Origin of the sequence: Zwartia panacis, assembly GCF_030410395.1 — a bacterium.
GTDB lineage: Bacteria > Pseudomonadota > Gammaproteobacteria > Burkholderiales > Burkholderiaceae_B > Zwartia > Zwartia panacis.
In genome coordinates this window covers 378,414-393,128 of record NZ_JAUHHF010000003.1, presented here as the reverse complement: position 1 = coordinate 393,128, position 14,715 = coordinate 378,414, and the positions used below count along the sequence as shown (strand labels likewise).

General features: G+C 54.4%; 18 protein-coding genes. 4 read left to right on the top strand and 14 right to left on the bottom strand.

All coding sequences use genetic code 11. The features are described 5' to 3' along the window. Positions 1–4: 4 nt before the first annotated feature. A complete protein-coding gene (gene ligA / locus QWY30_RS06660; protein WP_290239391.1) occupies positions 5–2,053 on the top strand; it encodes an NAD-dependent DNA ligase LigA in 2,049 nt (682 codons plus the stop codon). 13 nt (positions 2,054–2,066) lie between these two features. On the opposite strand, the gene QWY30_RS06655 is transcribed toward ligA, so the two are convergent. From QWY30_RS06655 to msrB, 4 genes are read right to left on the bottom strand one after another with little or no spacing between them, the layout of a single operon-like run. Beyond that, a complete protein-coding gene (locus tag QWY30_RS06655) occupies positions 2,067–2,840 on the bottom strand; it encodes a peptidylprolyl isomerase (RefSeq protein WP_290239388.1) in 774 nt (257 codons plus the stop codon). Continuing rightward, complete coding sequence (locus QWY30_RS06650; protein ID WP_290239386.1) at positions 2,837–3,121, bottom strand: BolA family protein; 285 nt, start codon at positions 3,119–3,121, stop codon at positions 2,837–2,839. Before QWY30_RS06650 ends, QWY30_RS06655 begins: the two co-directional genes overlap by 4 nt. Next, on the bottom strand, positions 3,118–3,705 hold the full coding sequence (locus QWY30_RS06645) for a septation protein A (RefSeq protein WP_290239385.1): 588 nt from the start codon (positions 3,703–3,705) through the stop codon (positions 3,118–3,120). Before QWY30_RS06645 ends, QWY30_RS06650 begins: the two co-directional genes overlap by 4 nt. Next, on the bottom strand, positions 3,702–4,100 hold the full coding sequence (msrB, locus tag QWY30_RS06640) for a peptide-methionine (R)-S-oxide reductase MsrB (protein ID WP_290239383.1): 399 nt from the start codon (positions 4,098–4,100) through the stop codon (positions 3,702–3,704). Before msrB ends, QWY30_RS06645 begins: the two co-directional genes overlap by 4 nt. A gap of 53 nt (positions 4,101–4,153) precedes the next feature. Between msrB and QWY30_RS06635 the strand changes: the two genes are divergently transcribed. From QWY30_RS06635 to QWY30_RS06625, 3 genes are read left to right on the top strand one after another with little or no spacing between them, the layout of a single operon-like run. Next, the gene (locus QWY30_RS06635) at positions 4,154–4,831 is read left to right on the top strand and encodes an energy-coupling factor ABC transporter ATP-binding protein (RefSeq protein ID WP_290239380.1); all 678 of its coding nucleotides are present in this window, start codon (positions 4,154–4,156) and stop codon (positions 4,829–4,831) included. After that, entirely contained in the window at positions 4,831–5,421 is a 591-nt protein-coding gene (locus QWY30_RS06630) for an energy-coupling factor transporter transmembrane component T family protein (protein WP_290239379.1), read from the top strand. The genes QWY30_RS06635 and QWY30_RS06630 overlap by 1 nt, the downstream gene beginning before the upstream one ends. A 15-nt stretch (positions 5,422–5,436) precedes the next feature. Next, positions 5,437–6,012 (top strand): biotin transporter BioY, encoded by a 576-nt coding sequence (locus tag QWY30_RS06625; RefSeq protein ID WP_290239540.1) that lies wholly within the window; start codon positions 5,437–5,439, stop codon positions 6,010–6,012. A 15-nt stretch (positions 6,013–6,027) separates the two neighbouring features. On the opposite strand, the gene QWY30_RS06620 is transcribed toward QWY30_RS06625, so the two are convergent. The 10 genes from QWY30_RS06620 to fdxA form a co-directional block, all read right to left on the bottom strand. Next, positions 6,028–7,014: a branched-chain amino acid ABC transporter permease gene (locus tag QWY30_RS06620; protein ID WP_290239377.1), complete on the bottom strand. Its 987-nt coding sequence runs from the start codon at positions 7,012–7,014 to the stop codon at positions 6,028–6,030. Further along, the gene (locus tag QWY30_RS06615; RefSeq protein ID WP_290239375.1) at positions 7,011–7,898 is read right to left on the bottom strand and encodes a branched-chain amino acid ABC transporter permease; all 888 of its coding nucleotides are present in this window, start codon (positions 7,896–7,898) and stop codon (positions 7,011–7,013) included. The genes QWY30_RS06620 and QWY30_RS06615 overlap by 4 nt, the downstream gene beginning before the upstream one ends. Positions 7,899–7,981: 83 nt before the next feature. After that, positions 7,982–9,193 (bottom strand): ABC transporter substrate-binding protein, encoded by a 1,212-nt coding sequence (locus QWY30_RS06610; protein ID WP_290239373.1) that lies wholly within the window; start codon positions 9,191–9,193, stop codon positions 7,982–7,984. An 85-nt stretch (positions 9,194–9,278) separates the two neighbouring features. Next, complete coding sequence (locus QWY30_RS06605) at positions 9,279–9,989, bottom strand: ABC transporter ATP-binding protein (RefSeq protein ID WP_290239371.1); 711 nt, start codon at positions 9,987–9,989, stop codon at positions 9,279–9,281. Next, positions 9,986–10,759 (bottom strand): ABC transporter ATP-binding protein, encoded by a 774-nt coding sequence (locus QWY30_RS06600; protein WP_290239369.1) that lies wholly within the window; start codon positions 10,757–10,759, stop codon positions 9,986–9,988. The genes QWY30_RS06605 and QWY30_RS06600 overlap by 4 nt, the downstream gene beginning before the upstream one ends. An 88-nt stretch (positions 10,760–10,847) precedes the next feature. Continuing rightward, positions 10,848–11,483 carry an endonuclease III gene (gene nth, locus QWY30_RS06595; RefSeq protein WP_290239367.1) on the bottom strand — a complete coding sequence of 212 codons (636 nt, stop codon included), beginning with the start codon at positions 11,481–11,483 and terminating at the stop codon, positions 10,848–10,850. After that, positions 11,480–12,070, bottom strand: a complete 591-nt coding sequence (locus QWY30_RS06590) for an RnfABCDGE type electron transport complex subunit B (protein WP_290239538.1) — start codon at positions 12,068–12,070, stop codon at positions 11,480–11,482. The genes nth and QWY30_RS06590 overlap by 4 nt, the downstream gene beginning before the upstream one ends. After that, entirely contained in the window at positions 12,070–13,296 is a 1,227-nt protein-coding gene (locus QWY30_RS06585; protein ID WP_290239365.1) for a polyhydroxyalkanoate depolymerase, read from the bottom strand. The genes QWY30_RS06590 and QWY30_RS06585 overlap by 1 nt, the downstream gene beginning before the upstream one ends. Positions 13,297–13,423: 127 nt before the next feature. Continuing rightward, complete coding sequence (locus QWY30_RS06580; RefSeq protein ID WP_290239363.1) at positions 13,424–14,275, bottom strand: ferredoxin--NADP reductase; 852 nt, start codon at positions 14,273–14,275, stop codon at positions 13,424–13,426. 35 nt (positions 14,276–14,310) lie between these two features. After that, on the bottom strand, positions 14,311–14,634 hold the full coding sequence (gene fdxA, locus QWY30_RS06575; RefSeq protein WP_290239361.1) for a ferredoxin FdxA: 324 nt from the start codon (positions 14,632–14,634) through the stop codon (positions 14,311–14,313). Positions 14,635–14,715: the final 81 nt, after the last annotated feature.

Here is a 14,715-nt window from a genome sequence, read left to right as displayed (position 1 = left end):
GAGCATGGATCCGCTGGACTCGGTGATCGAGCGTCTGAACTGGCTGCGCGGCGAGATCGCAAGACACAATCAGGCGTATTACGTTCATGATGCGCCGGTCGTCACCGACTCTGAATACGACGTGCTGATGCGCGAGCTTGAGGCGCTGGAAGCCGCGAATCCACAACTGATCACGTCAGATTCACCCACACAGCGTGTGGGTGCGGCGCCCCTGGCGGCTTTTGGCAGTGTCACCCATACGGTTCCCATGCTGTCGCTTGGTAATGCATTCGAAGACACAGAAGTCCGTGCCTTTGATAAGCGTGTTGCCGATACATTGCGGGCTGCAGGCAAACTGTCACCCCATGAAGAGGTCACTTATTTTTGTGAACTCAAACTTGATGGTCTGGCGATCAGTTTGCGCTATGAGCGCGGATTATTGGTGCAGGCGGCGACGCGAGGTGACGGACAGACTGGCGAAGATGTCACGATGAATGTCCGCACGATCAAAGCGATACCGCTCAAGCTTCAAGGCAGCGTAGAGGAAATCCCTGAAGTCCTTGAGGTCCGCGGTGAAGTGTTTATGAATCTTGCCGACTTTGCGCGTCTGAATATTGCGCAGCAGGCACGCGGAGAAAAAATCTTTGTCAATCCTCGCAATGCCGCTGCGGGAAGCTTGCGGCAACTTGATTCGCGTATCACGGCGCAGCGACCCCTGACTTTTTTCGCTTATGGATGGGGTGATATCGGTGGTCTTCAAATGCCCTATCATAGCGACATGCTGGACTGGTTAAAGCGGCTTGGTTTGCCTGTCAATGAAGGTCAGCATGTGTTGGCACGCGGAGCTGAACAATTATTGAAGTTTTATGCCGAGATCGGGGCGCGTCGCGCGCAACTTCCTTATGACATCGACGGCGTGGTGTACAAGGTCAACGATCTGAACGCTCAGAAAGTGCTGGGTTTTGTCGCACGCGCACCGCGCTTTGCGATTGCCCACAAATTTCCCGCTCAAGAAGCCACGACCACACTGCTGGACATTGAAGTCCAGGTGGGTCGTACGGGGGCCATCACGCCTGTCGCGCGTTTGGCTCCTGTATTCGTGGGGGGCGTGACGGTGACCAATGCGACCTTGCACAACGAAACTGAAATCCTGCGTAAGGACGTGCGCGTGGGCGACACTGTGATTGTGCGTCGCGCGGGTGATGTCATTCCCGAGGTGGTGGGGCCGGTGCTGGAGCAGCGCCCAATTTTTGCGACATCCTTTGTCATGCCGACGGCATGTCCCGTGTGTGGCTCGGCTATTGAGCGGGTAGAGGATGAGGCGATCGCGCGTTGTACAGGTGGATTGTTTTGCGCTGCGCAGCGCAAGCAAAGTCTGATTCATGCCGCAGGTCGCAAAGCGCTGGATATTGAAGGTTTGGGAGAAAAGCTTGTTGAACAATTGGTGGATCGGGGACGCATCCATTCTTTGGCGGAGCTCTATACCCTGGGTGTGGATGAGCTCGCCGCGTACGACCGCATGGGTCGAAAGTCCGCAGAAAACCTGATTGAGGCGATTGCCCAGGCGAAACGTCCTCAGTTGAATCGTTTGATTTTCGCGCTCGGTATTCGTCACGTGGGTGAGACGACAGCGCGTGATTTGGCGCTGCATTTTGGTTCGATGGAGTCGCTGATGCGGGCCACTCCGGATGACTTGTTAAATGTCCCGGATGTCGGGCCGGTTGTCGCGGGTTCGATCGCGCGATTTTTCGCCGAACCGCACAATCAAGAGGTGGTCAGAGCCCTTCGCGAACAAGGGGTGGAGCCTCAAGCGCCCGAGGCGCCCAGGAGTGCGGGACTGGCCGGCAAGACATTTGTTCTCACAGGCACCTTGCCGACCTGGTCGCGCGAAGAAGCGTCGAGCCGGATTGTGGCTGCGGGCGGCAAGGTCAGTGGGTCTGTTTCGCGCAAAACGACTTATCTTGTCGCAGGCGAAGAGGCAGGAAGCAAGCTTGAGAAAGCGACAGAGCTGGGTGTGGAGATACTCAATGAAGAAGGCCTCAAAGCATTGCTTGAGGCCTCCGGGTCTGTCTAGCCGAGAACGTGGATTACTGAATCTTGGCTTTGCTGCGCAGCTGGGCCTGATAGGCCGCCAACGCTTGTTCACGCATCATCTGCTCGAGTTCTTTGCGAACTTGATCCAGAGGTGGGAACTCGACCGGACGAATGTCCATCACTTCGATGACGTGCCAGCCGAACTGTGACTGAACAGGCTTGTCGGCGAGCTGTCCTTTTTTGGTGGCAGCCACGGCTTTGGCGAAAGGCTCGACGTAGTTTGTGTCAGGTGCCCAGCCCAGCTCGCCACCTTTGGCGGCGCTGCCAGTGTCCTTGGACTGTTTGGCCAGATCTTCGAACTTGGCAGATTTGTTTTTCAGCTTGTCCTGGATCTCGTTGGCGGTTTTTTCGTCTTCGACCAGAATGTGACGAACGTTGTACTCAAACTTGTCAGCCTCGGCTTTCTTCAGTTTTTCGTACTCAGCTTTGACGGCTTCGTCAGTGATGGGGTTCTTTTTCAGATAATCAGCCATCAAGGCCTGAACCAGAATGCCTTGGCGGGCCAATTCGAGCTCGATCGCAACGGTGGGATCTTTGGGGATGCCAGCGGCCTCGGCAGCCTGGACCATCACCTGGCGATTGATCAATTCTTGCTTGATCTGATCGCGCATTTCAGCAGAGTCAGTCGCGCCGCGCGCAACCAGCAGTTTGACAAACTGATCGACGTTCGCCTGGGTAATTGCTTTGCCATTCACGGTGGCAACGTTTTGGGCATGGAGAGGAGCAACCAGCACAAGTGCGGCGGCGAGCATAACGATACGTTTCATGAATTTCCTTTGGAGGGCGCCCGAGTGGTCAGCGCAAGCGCATGAATCGGGTGTGGGATTAAATCGCGCAAAAGATCATACACCAGCCGATGTTGCGCAATCATCGGTCGGTTGTTAAAGCATTCCGCCACGATTGTGGCCCGGAAATGGCTGGCATTGCCGGGATTGCCAGAGTGACCAGCGTGGAGGTGCGACTCATCGATAATGTCGATTTCCAGGGCATTGAGCGGCGCCAGGCGTTCACGCAACAGGGTGAGATGCGGATTGGTCGCGGTGGTCATGATTTGTGCTCCTTGGCATCCGGGGCGGCCAGGGCATCTTTTGGTTCCTCATGCTGCATATGCTTGCCAAGCCAGATGGATTGTGCGATCACAAACACAATCAAAAGCGCCATCAGTCCAAATACCTTGAAATTGACCCACTGGCTTTCAGTGAAGAGACCGGAAAAAGCAACGAACAGGTTCAATCCGCCTGCGGCCAGAAAAAAGAGTGCCCAGCTCAGGTTGAGCTTATTCCAGGCGGCGTCGGGCATCGAGACCTTTTCACCCAGCAGTTTTTGCATCAGATTGCGATTCAGCATGTATTTGCTGACCAGAAGCACCATGCCGAAGAGCCAATACAGCACGGTCGGCTTCCATTTGATGAAAGTTTCATTTTGGAGCCAGAGGGTGGCACCACCGAAAAACACAATGACGGCGAAATTGACCCAATGCATGGTCTCAATAGGTTTTCCCGTCAGTTTGATCCAGAGGATTTGCAAGACTGCGGCGGCGATCGCAACAGCAGTCGCGACGTAAATATCCGCAAAACGGTAAGCCACGAAAAATAAAATCAGTGGGAAAAGGTCGAACAGAAATTTTTTCATGGCTTGAGAGGTTCGAACGTCAGGGATAGGGAGTTGATGCAATACCGTAAACCGGTGGGCGGTGGCCCATCCGGAAAGACATGCCCTAGATGGCTGTCGCAGACATTGCACATGACTTCGGTGCGAACCATACCATGTGAGAAATCTGTCTCTTCTTTGACGTTTTCCGGATTGATCGGCTCAAAATAACTCGGCCAACCACAACCCGCATCAAATTTTGTGTCGGACGCGAACAGCGCGGTGCCGCAACCCACACAACGATAGATACCGTATTCGCGATGGTCCCAATAGCGACCTGTGAAGGCCCGCTCTGTCCCCTTTTGACGGGCAACGTAATATTCTTCGGGGGAAAGCAGGGCTTTCCATTCAGCGTCGGTTTTATTGATTTTTTGCATACTTTGCTTGGAGTGAGAGTTTTAGAAAAAGTTCTCATGCATAATCGATCACCATGTTAATCGAGTTTAAAAATATCTTTGTCGAACGCGAGGGCCGCCAAACGTTGGCTGACCTGAGCTTAAGTCTGTCTGAGCATAGGATTGGAATTATTGGTCCGAACGGCTCAGGCAAGAGTACCTTTATTCGCCTGATCAATGGGCTGTTGCTTCCAAAAACAGGACAAATTCGCGTCGATGGTCTCGATACACGCCATGATGTGGAAAAGATACGCAGGAAGGTGGGTTTTGTATTTCAAAACCCTGATAACCAGATTGTCTTTCCAATGGTGAGTGAGGATATCGAATTCGGTCTGAAACGCCGGATCTCGGATGCTGTCGTACGGCGACAGCGCATGCTGGAGGCTTTGGCTCAGTTGGGTGTGCTCCATTTGCAGGACCGTTTGATCCACACACTCTCAGGCGGTGAAAGGCAGCTGATCGCGCTGGCGGGTGTGTTGGCGACGGAGCCAGACATCTTGGTGTTCGATGAACCGACCACGCAGCTTGATTTATCGATGCGCAATCGCTTCGAACAGCATCTGCGGGCGCTTGCGCAGCCCGCGCTGATTGTCAGCCATGATCTTGATTTAATGGATACGATGGAGCGTGTGCTCGTACTGCGCGAAGGTCGACTGGCTTTTGACGGCACCGCTCGCGCGGCGACCGCCTGGTACCGGACGCACTGCGGCTGATGGGCTCCTTTTATTTTCCCGGCAACAGCTGGTTGCATCGTCTCAGCGCAGGACTCAAGCTTGCGATTCTGATGCTGGCAGGTGGTGGCTTGATGTGGATCCATCACTGGCCTGTTCTACTCGTCTCTTTACTGGGGGTATGCATCCTGGTGCAGCAATCTGGCGTCGGGATTCAAAAGCTCTGGTCTCACCTACGCGCACTGAGCTGGTTATTGCTTGCGCTGATTTTGTTTACTGGTTTTGTGCAGACCCCTGAGGCAGCGCTCGAGGTCGGTCTGCGCATGAGCGCATTGTTGCTCGGGGCGCTCTTGGTCACGATGACAACTTCGATCAGTCAGATGATGGAGGTTTTAATCTGGTTGCTCAAACCCTTGCACATACGCGGGTGGATCAATAGCGAGCGCGTCGCGCTTGTTTTTGGTTTGACGCTGCGCCTCATTCCGGAGCTGTCTTTACAATGGCGCGAAATTCGTGAGGCGCAGGTTGCACGCGGGTTGAAACCGAGTCCTTTTACAATGGGTGTGCCGATGCTGTTGCGAACGCTCAGACGCGCGCAAGAGATTGCGGAAGCCCTTGATGCAAGATACTAAATTGGAAAGTTGATGTTGAAAACAAAAGATCTTGTGCTGATTGCTTTATTTACAGCAATGATCATCGTGCTGGGTTTGATTCCACCTGTACCTGTACCTTGGGTACCCGTTCCCGTGACATTGCAGACCTTTGGCGTCATGCTCGCGGGGTTGATTCTCGGACCTTGGCGGGGTGGGTTGGTGGTGCTGACTTATGTGTTGATCGCCATGGTGGGTATTCCGGTTTTGCCGGGTGGGCGCGCGGGTCTGGCCGTACTCGCGGGTCCGACAGGGGGGTTTTTATTAGGCATGATTCCGGGCGCTGTCGTGACGGGCTGGCTCGCGGGGCGATTACCAAAAGATGGTGCGGCAACTTCAGGTCAACAGGGGTGGTCAGCCATGGCCCCTCAAGTCTTGCGCTACTGGAGCGCATGCGTGGTCGGCGGGTTGCTCGTCGTGTACGCGGCAGGTATTCCGTGGCTCTCGATCGTGACCGGCATGAGCTTGAGCAAAGCTGCCTGGGCAATTGTGGTGTTTATCCCGGGTGATCTGCTTAAGGCGCTGATCGCGAGTATCGTCGCACAGCGGGTGCGACGTCTCGCGCTCGTTTGATACGTTACGAAATGGTCATGATTGCTTGAGCGCTTTGCGTCGCTCAAGCCATGCACTGACTTCGCCGACGATACCGCGTCGGAAGGCCAGCACGCAGATCACGAAAATCAAACCAATGACGATTGAGACAGACTCGCCCAATCGCTGAAACCATTCGATCCCGGTCCAGCTTGTCAGCGTCGCGCCAAGTTCACCGACCTTGTTTTCAAGCAAGACAACGATAAATGCGCCGATTACTGGGCCCACCAGCGTGCCGAGTCCACCAATCAGCGTCATCAGAATCACCAGCCCAGACATTTGCCAGGTCGCATCAGTCAAAGTGGCCGAGACAAAAATCAGCATCTTGGTCGAACCGGCCAGTCCAGCAAGCATGGCCGATAGGACAAACGCCAGAAGCTTGAAGCGGTCGACGTCGTATCCCAGGGAGGTTGCGCGCGCTTCGTTTTCGCGAATCGCTTTGAGTACTTGTCCAAAAGGTGAGTGAACGGTGCGCCAGATGATGAAATAGCCAAGGACAAAAATGGCCATGACGACGTAGTACAAGTTGAAGTCGCTTTTCAAGTCAATCAGACCAAACAGCGTACCGCGAGGGACGCCCTGCAAACCATCTTCGCCACCGGTGAATTTGGCCTGGAGAAAGAAAAAATACACCATCTGGGACAGAGCCAGCGTAATCATCGCAAAATAGATTCCGCTTCGGCGGATCGCCAGGGCACCCATTGCGAGTCCCAGCACGCCCGCGACAAGAACACCAAACGCGAGACCGACTTCTGTGGGAAATCCCCACATTTTGATCGCATGTCCGGAGGCATAGGCTGCGCTCCCTAAAAAGGCGGCATGGCCAAATGACAGCAGGCCCGTGAAACCCAGCAAGAGATTGAACGCGCAGGCAAACAAGGCGTAACACATGATTTTCATGACAAAGACGGGATACACCCCAGTCAGCGGCACGATGGCCAGCAAAATCAGTGCAACAAGATATCCGAGATTCTGACGATTCATTTTTCTTTTCCGAACAAACCGGCTGGGCGAATCAGCAGGACAATGGCCATGATGATAAAGACGACCGTACTGGAAGCTTCGGGCCAGAAAACCTTGGTGAGTCCTTCGATGACACCGAGACCAAGCCCCGTGACGATGGCGCCCAGGATCGAGCCCATTCCACCAATCACCACCACGGCAAACACCACAATAATCAAGTTGGATCCCATCAGTGGAGAAACCTGGATAATGGGGGCGGCCAACACACCGGCAAATCCTGCCAGCGCGACGCCAAAGCCATAAGTCAGCGTGATCATCAGTGGTACGTTCACGCCAAAAGCTTCGACGAGTCGGGGATTCTCAGTGCCTGCACGCAGCAGCGCACCTAGTTTTGTGCGCTCAATCACAAACCACGTGATCAGACATACGGTGAGTGAGGCGACGACCACCCAGCCACGATAATTCGGAAGCATCATGAAGCCGAGGTTCGTAGCGCCGCGTAGCGCCTCGGGGGCCGAGTAAGGTTGTCCGGACGCGCCATAAAAGCTGCGAAACAAGCCTTCGATCAGGAGCGTGATACCGAAGGTCAGCAACAGGCCATAGAGATGATCGAGTTTGTAAAGGTGTTTAAGCAGAAATTTTTCAATGAGGATCCCGAACAATCCCACCAAAATGGGCGCGACGATCAGCATGATCCAATAGTTCAGTCCAAGATAGTTCAGTCCCATCCAGGCCAGAAACGCACCCAGCATGTAGAGCGCGCCATGTGCGAAATTGATGACGTTGAGTAAGCCGAAAATAACAGCCAGTCCAAGCGACAAAATGGCATAAAAAGAGCCGTTCACTAGACCGAGCAGGAGCTGGCCGAGAAACGCTTGTAAGGGAATACCAAAAATAGTGATCATCTTCTGCCTACTTCATCAAGCCAATTTCATGATCAGAGAATGACCCCCGGACGGACTGATGGGTCGCCGGGGGTAAGGTCTGCTTACTTCTTGACGAGTTTGCAGGTGGACTCAGAGAGTTTGGTGAAGACTTCCTCACCGGGCAGGACTGCGATCTGCTTGTAATAGTCCCAAGGTCCCTTGGATTCGCTTGGTTTTTTGACTTCCATCAGGAACATGTCGTGAACCATCCGGCCATCCTCGCGGACATAGCCATTTTTGGCGAACATGTCGTTGACCTTGTTGGACTTCATCCACTTCATGACGGTATCGCCGTCATCGCTACCTGTTGCCTTGATCGCGTTCAGGTAGAAGGAGACTGCTGAATAGTCGCCTGCCTGAATCATGGATGGCTTGCGCTTAACGCGTGCTTCGAATTTCTTGGACCAGGCGCGGGTTTCATCGTTTTGATCCCAATACCAGCCGTCTGTGAATTGCATGCCTTGGGTGGCTTGCAAACCAAGTGAGTGGATGTCGTTGATGAAAATCAGCAGGCCCGCCATTTTCATGGTTTTGCCAATACCGAACTCATTCGCGGCTTTGATCGAGTTGATTGTGTCGCCACCAGCGTTGGCCAGACCCAGAATCTGTGCCTTGGAGCTTTGAGCCTGTAGCAGGAAAGAAGAAAAATCTGAGGAATTCAGCGGCGCGCGTACTTGACCCTTAACCTCTCCGCCAGACTCTCGCACAACTTTGGCGGTGTCTCTTTCAAGCGCATGTCCGAAGGCGTAATCAGCAGTCAAGAAGTACCAGGTTTTTCCACCGGCTTTCACCACGGCTGAACCTGTGCCACGCGCCAACGCGACTGTGTCATAGGCCCAATGGATGGTGTAAGGCGTACATTGCGAACCTGTCAGGTCAGAGGCTGCTGCACCGATCGCGAAAAATGGTTTTTTCTTTTCAGCAGCGATGCCCGCCAGCGCAAGGTTGACGCCAGAGTTGGTGCCGCCAATCAGCATATCGATTTTTTGCTGATCGAACCATTCACGCGCACGCGCGGCCGCCACGTCGGCTTTGTTTTGATGGTCTGCGAAAACGAGTTCAATCTTTTTACCGTTGATCTCGCCGCCAGCATCGGCAATCGCCATGCGAGCGGCTTCGATACCGCCTGCACCGTCAATGTCTGAGTAGACGCTGGCCATGTCGGTCAAAAAACCGATTCGAATGACGTTGTCCGAGATATTTGCCTGGGCGGTGTGACCGACAAGACCGAGGCCCGCTAACATCAGCGAAGCGCTTAGGGTGTGAAGTTTCATATAGTTCTCCTGGGGTTCGCTGCAATAAAAATTTTATTTGTGTATAGACCACTATTGGGCAGAATTGTGAAGCTTGTGCGGGTGTTTAAACACCCAGCAATTCGTTCAATACGGATTGCTTTTCCTTGAGTTCGCTCGCATCGAAGTGCTCGACGATTTGACCGTGTTCCATGACATAAAAGCGATCTGCCAGAGGGGCGGCAAAGCGGAAATTTTGTTCGACCATGACAATCGTGTAACCCTTTGCCTTAAGCATTTTGATCATCCGCGCAAGCGCTTGCACAATGACAGGCGCCAAGCCCTCGGATATTTCGTCGAGCAAGAGCAAATTGGCACCGGCTCGCAAAATACGCGCGACAGCCAGCATCTGTTGTTCTCCGCCTGACAGACGGGTCCCGGGCGAGTGACGGCGCTCCAGAAGGTTGGGAAACATCTCGTAAATTTCGGCAAGCGTCATACCGCCACCTGGCACGCCAACGGGCGGCGGGAGCAGCAAGTTTTCCTCGCAGGACAAACTCGCGAAAATGCCCCGTTCTTCTGGACAGTAGCCAATGCCAAGATGTGCGATCTTGAAGGTGGGCATCTCGATGGCTTCGTGCCCATGAATACGCACGGATCCCTTACGTGATCCAGTCAGGCCCAGAATCGCTCTCAGCGTGGTGGTGCGACCCGCGCCGTTGCGACCAAGCAGCGTCACCACTTCACCTTTGTTGACTGTGAGATCAACGCCATGCAGGATATGTGACTCGCCATACCAGGCGTGCAGGTTTTTGATTTCGAGTGCGCAAGTGCTCATCCGTGTGCCCCCTCCAGTTCGCCTTCAGTCGTACCCATGTAGGCTTCCATGACGGCCGGGTTTTTGGACACGTGCGCGTAGTTGCCTTCGGCCAGGACAGAGCCGCGTGCCAGGACGGTGATGGTGTCAGCGATCGAGGAGACAACGTTCATATTGTGTTCCACCATCAAGATCGTCCGACCCTGGCTGACACGCTTGATCAGTTGCGTGACACGATCCACGTCCTCGTGGCCCATCCCCTGGGTCGGTTCGTCCAGAAGCATGAGTTCAGGTTCCATGGCGAGGGTCGTCGCGATCTCCAGTGCGCGTTTGCGTCCATACGGAAGGCTGGCAGTCATTTCATCGGCGAATTCGCCCAGATCGACTTGATCGAGCAGTTCGCGTGCGCGTTCATTAAGCGTATTCAGGCGCTTATCGCTTTGCCAGAAATGAAAGGACAGGCCGGTTTCACGCTGCAAACCAATGCGGACATTTTCGAGAACAGACAAATGAGGAAAAACCGCAGAGATCTGAAACGAGCGAATAATGCCGCGTCGAGCGATATGTGCGGGCGAGTCGCGTGTAATGTCCAGCCCGTTGAAGGTGATTTTTCCGCGAGTGGGGGTCAAAAACTTGGTGAGCAGGTTGAAGCAGGTCGTTTTGCCGGCGCCATTCGGGCCGATCAAGGCGTGAATCTGACCTCTTTGAACGCGTAAGGAGACGTCGTTGACTGCGACAAAACCACGGAATTCCTTTGTGAGTCCCTGGGTTTCGAGAATGATGTCTTGCATCCGACCACCTGCTTATACGTTTTTAATCTTGATAACTAAGTATGGCGCAGATCGGATCATTTACTCAATGCGGGTTTGTCATAGGGTATTAACCCTTGGTTTTGCGTGTGTACTCGCACAGGTCCGAAATTCCGCATTGCGGGCATTTGGGTGTGCGTGCGACGCAGACATAGCGACCATGCAAAATCAACCAATGATGTACATCGAGTTTGAATTCTTCGGCGACAAATTTCTCCAGGCCCTTTTCCACCGCGACGACATCTTTGCCAGGCGCGATTTTGGTGCGATTGGCAACCCTGAAGATATGGGTATCCACGGCGATCGTGGGTTGCCCAAAAGCGGTATTGAGCACCACGTTTGCCGTTTTGCGTCCCACACCAGGTAGTGCCTCGAGCGCTTCGCGAGTCTGTGGGACTTTGCCGGCGTGTTGGTCAAGCAAAATACCGCAAGTGGCAATGACGTTTTTAGCCTTGGTTTTATAGAGACCGATGGTCTTGATGTATTCCATCAGCTTTTCTTCCCCTAGGGCATACAGCGCTTTGGGGGTGCCGTAGCGAGGGAAAAACTTGCGCGTGGCGATATTGACAGCTTTGTCTGTGGATTGAGCCGAGAGCATGACTGCGATGAGTAATTGAAAATCGCTTTTGTATTCAAGCTCGGTTGTCGGTGTGGGATTCGCTGCGCGCAAGCGCGTAAAAATTTCCCTGCGTTTGTGTGGGTTCATGGTGTGGCGTTGCCGCGTCGGGCGCGCGCGCGCGCAAGAGCAGCCTGCACGGCGGTTTGTTTGTCGGGTAAAGCCTGTGGCGCCTCGTCTTGCTTCAGGCTGGAGGGGCTCTGGTTGAGTCTGAGTTGCCTGCGCTCGAAACGAGCGCGAGCCTGATCAGCATCCTCGCGTGTCCATTCGCGGGAAGGTGTCACGTCGACCATTGTGATGCAGTCCACCGGACAAGGGGCGACGCACAAGTCGCAACCGGTGCAGTCCTGGGCAATGACGGTATGCATGACTTTCGAGGCGCCAAGGATGGCGTCCACCGGACAGGCCTGAATGCAGAGCGTGCAGCCAATGCAAAACTGCTCGTCGATGACAGCGACTTGAAGTGGCATGTGTGTGCCGCAAGTGGTGTCAAGAGGCAAGCGTGGACGAGAGAGAAGCTCGGCCAACGCCGCGATGCCCGCCTCTCCACCGGGAGGGCAGCGATTGATCGGCGCTTGATTGTCGGCGATGGCGCGCGCATAGGGCGCGCAGCCATCAAAACCACATTTCGTGCATTGCGTCTGCGGAAGCAGACGATTGATACGTTCAGCCAGCATCAGAACCGTCGGACAAATTCCGCTATTTGCGGGCAAATCGTCGTGCGCCAGCGACGTCCGGAGAAAATGCCGTAGTGACCACATTCCGGAGCCGTGTAATGCTGCTTGCGCTTGGCGGGGATGCCCGAGCAAAGTGCTTGTGCCGCGCGAGTCTGACCTTCGCCGGAAATGTCATCCAGCTCGCCTTCGATCGTGAAAAGCGCCACAGATTTGATATCGGCTGGCCGAACGAGCTGACCATCGATTTCCCAGGTTCCGTTCGGTAAATCAAAATCCTGAAAGACCGTGCGGATCGTATCGAGGTAGAAGTCCGCGGACATATCCAGCACAGCGTTGTATTCGTTGTAGAAACGACGGTGCGCTTCGGCATCCTCGTCATCTCCACGCAACAAGTCCAGGTAGAAGTCGTAATGTGATTTCAGGTGGCGATCAGGATTCATCGACAAAAAGCCCGCGTGCTGTAAAAAGCCGGGATAGACGCGACGACCCGCTCCGGGATACTGCGCCGGGACGGTGTGAATGAGCTTTTCTTCGAACCACTCAAAAGGCTTGGTCGTTGCCAGGCGATTGACCTGGGTCGGGGAGCAGCGAGGATCGATCGGTCCGCCCATCATGACCATGCTGCGCGGCAAACAAGGATCTTTGTTGGTCGCCATCAATGAGATCGCCGCGAGTGCGGGTACCGTGGGCTGACAGACAGACATGACATGCACGTCCGGACCGAGGTGACGGACGAAGTCTTGAACGTAACGTACGTAATCGTTCAGACCAAAGGCGCCATCGGCCAGAGGCACCATGCGCGCATCGATCCAGTCAGTGACATAGATTTCATGCTCGGGCAAGAGGGCACGAACAGTGTCGCGCAATAGCGTGGCATGGTGACCGGACATCGGCGCGATGACGAGCATTTTCGGTGTCGCTTTGCGCACCTTGTCGGAAATATCGCGTCGAAAATAGATCAAGTTGCAAAAAGGCTTGGACAGTACGACTTCCTCTGTGACGGACACAGGTTTACCGTTGACTTCCGTGGTCGGAAGACCCCAGGCCGGCTTTTCGTATTTTTTGCCAATGCGGTGGATCAGCTCATAGCCTGCGGCCATTTGGCGCGCCATGGGGGAGTAGGCGAGAGGACTGGCTGGGTGAGAGAAGAGTTTGGAACCCACTTCAGTGAAGTGTGCAAGGGGCGACATGATTGCCCGGTGCATTTCATGCAAATGATAGAGCATGTGTCATTCCAGAAAAGGTCACGAGATGACACATTATGTACCTGTTCGGGAAGGATCAGTGCGACAAACTGAAGGGAGTTTGCTGTGCTGCAGCAAAATGTCGCAAAACCACCACGCCAACAAGGGTTTACCAGTAGTTTTCGACAGCCAAGTTACCCGCGACCCCGCGTCGACCGGGCGCGAATCCTCTCTCTGACAGCAGGCCCCGCATCTCGGTCACCATAGCCGGGTTACCGCAAAGCATGATGCGGGAGCGGGCAGGCTCGAGGGCGACGCCCGTTCGCTGTTCGAGTTCGCCACTCTTGAGTAAGGCAGTCAAGCGGGCTGGTTGAGTCAGCTGAGGGTGGATGGATGGGGATAACTCGGGGCTGACACTCTCTTGCGAGGTGACAGGGACATAGATGAACTGGGCGCGCGATGCATCGGAGGGATCTGCGAGTGCCAATAACTCCTGGCGGTAGGCCAACTCGTTGGCGTGTCTGACACCATGCAGCAAAATAATCCGCTTAAAGCGGGTCCAGGTCGCCGGATCACGCAGCATGGACAGATAGGCGGAGAGTCCCGTACCCGTGGCGATCAGCCAGAGGTCTTCGCCATCGACAAAGCGCTCGAGGGTCAAAAAACCAAAAACAGTCTTGTCTATCCAGAGCGCGTCACCGGGCTTGAGCCGGGCGAGTGCCGGACTAAATTTGCCATCAGGTACCACAACTGAATAAAACTCGAGCGCATTGACGTCAGGTCGGGAAACCATCGAGTAGGCGCGCCATTCGTTGGGCGCGGGCGGCGCTTCAGGATCAGTGGAGTCCGGTGCGCCAACACATAATCCCAGACGGGCAAATTGCCCAGGCAGAAATGAAAAAGCTGGATCACGTGAGACCGTGATTGAAAACAGCTTATCCGTCAGCCAATCTGTTTTGGATAAAACGGTCTGTTGCGTGTAGCGCGGACCATTGGTTGGCGGGTTGGCTGAGGCATTCATGTGCGGTTATAGGAGGGGGTTCAGCGGGGTGCCGCTCAACGCTCAAGGTGTTTGAGCTTGTCAGGAACACCATTCCAGTTGTCTGCGTCTTCGAGAGGTTTTTTCGAGCGACTGATGCTTTTGAATGTCGGTGACAGCTCGGCGTTGAGCGCAATGAACTTCATCTGGTCCTGAGGCACGTCTTCTTCGGCAAAAATCGCATTGGCCGGACATTCAGGGATACAGACTGCACAGTCAATGCACTCGTCAGGATCGATCACTAGAAAGTTGGGTCCTTCGCGAAAACAATCAACCGGGCAAACGTCCACACAATCTGTGAACTTACATTTAATACAGTTTTCAGTCACGACGTGCGTCATGTGCTTCACCAGAATGCAATTAGATCGTTATATTTTACCCAAAGCGACGCCGCGTGTTCGGGATACCCCTAGGGTGCGAGG

Bases quoted from the DNA above. Each gene is read 5' to 3' on its own strand.
- ligA (WP_290239391.1), top strand. From the start codon at position 5: ATGGATCCGCTGGACTCGGTGATCGAGCGTCTGAACTGGCTGCGCGGC.
- QWY30_RS06655 (WP_290239388.1), bottom strand. From the start codon at position 2,840: ATGAAACGTATCGTTATGCTCGCCGCCGCACTTGTGCTGGTTGCTCCT.
- QWY30_RS06650 (WP_290239386.1), bottom strand. From the start codon at position 3,121: ATGACCACCGCGACCAATCCGCATCTCACCCTGTTGCGTGAACGCCTG.
- QWY30_RS06645 (WP_290239385.1), bottom strand. From the start codon at position 3,705: ATGAAAAAATTTCTGTTCGACCTTTTCCCACTGATTTTATTTTTCGTG.
- msrB (WP_290239383.1), bottom strand. From the start codon at position 4,100: ATGCAAAAAATCAATAAAACCGACGCTGAATGGAAAGCCCTGCTTTCC.
- QWY30_RS06635 (WP_290239380.1), top strand. From the start codon at position 4,154: ATGTTAATCGAGTTTAAAAATATCTTTGTCGAACGCGAGGGCCGCCAA.
- QWY30_RS06630 (WP_290239379.1), top strand. From the start codon at position 4,831: ATGGGCTCCTTTTATTTTCCCGGCAACAGCTGGTTGCATCGTCTCAGC.
- QWY30_RS06620 (WP_290239377.1), bottom strand. From the start codon at position 7,014: ATGAATCGTCAGAATCTCGGATATCTTGTTGCACTGATTTTGCTGGCC.
- QWY30_RS06615 (WP_290239375.1), bottom strand. From the start codon at position 7,898: ATGATCACTATTTTTGGTATTCCCTTACAAGCGTTTCTCGGCCAGCTC.
- QWY30_RS06610 (WP_290239373.1), bottom strand. From the start codon at position 9,193: ATGAAACTTCACACCCTAAGCGCTTCGCTGATGTTAGCGGGCCTCGGT.
- QWY30_RS06605 (WP_290239371.1), bottom strand. From the start codon at position 9,989: ATGAGCACTTGCGCACTCGAAATCAAAAACCTGCACGCCTGGTATGGC.
- QWY30_RS06600 (WP_290239369.1), bottom strand. From the start codon at position 10,759: ATGCAAGACATCATTCTCGAAACCCAGGGACTCACAAAGGAATTCCGT.
- nth (WP_290239367.1), bottom strand. From the start codon at position 11,483: ATGAACCCACACAAACGCAGGGAAATTTTTACGCGCTTGCGCGCAGCG.
- QWY30_RS06590 (WP_290239538.1), bottom strand. From the start codon at position 12,070: ATGCTGGCTGAACGTATCAATCGTCTGCTTCCGCAGACGCAATGCACG.
- QWY30_RS06585 (WP_290239365.1), bottom strand. From the start codon at position 13,296: ATGCTCTATCATTTGCATGAAATGCACCGGGCAATCATGTCGCCCCTT.
- QWY30_RS06580 (WP_290239363.1), bottom strand. From the start codon at position 14,275: ATGAATGCCTCAGCCAACCCGCCAACCAATGGTCCGCGCTACACGCAA.
- fdxA (WP_290239361.1), bottom strand. From the start codon at position 14,634: ATGACGCACGTCGTGACTGAAAACTGTATTAAATGTAAGTTCACAGAT.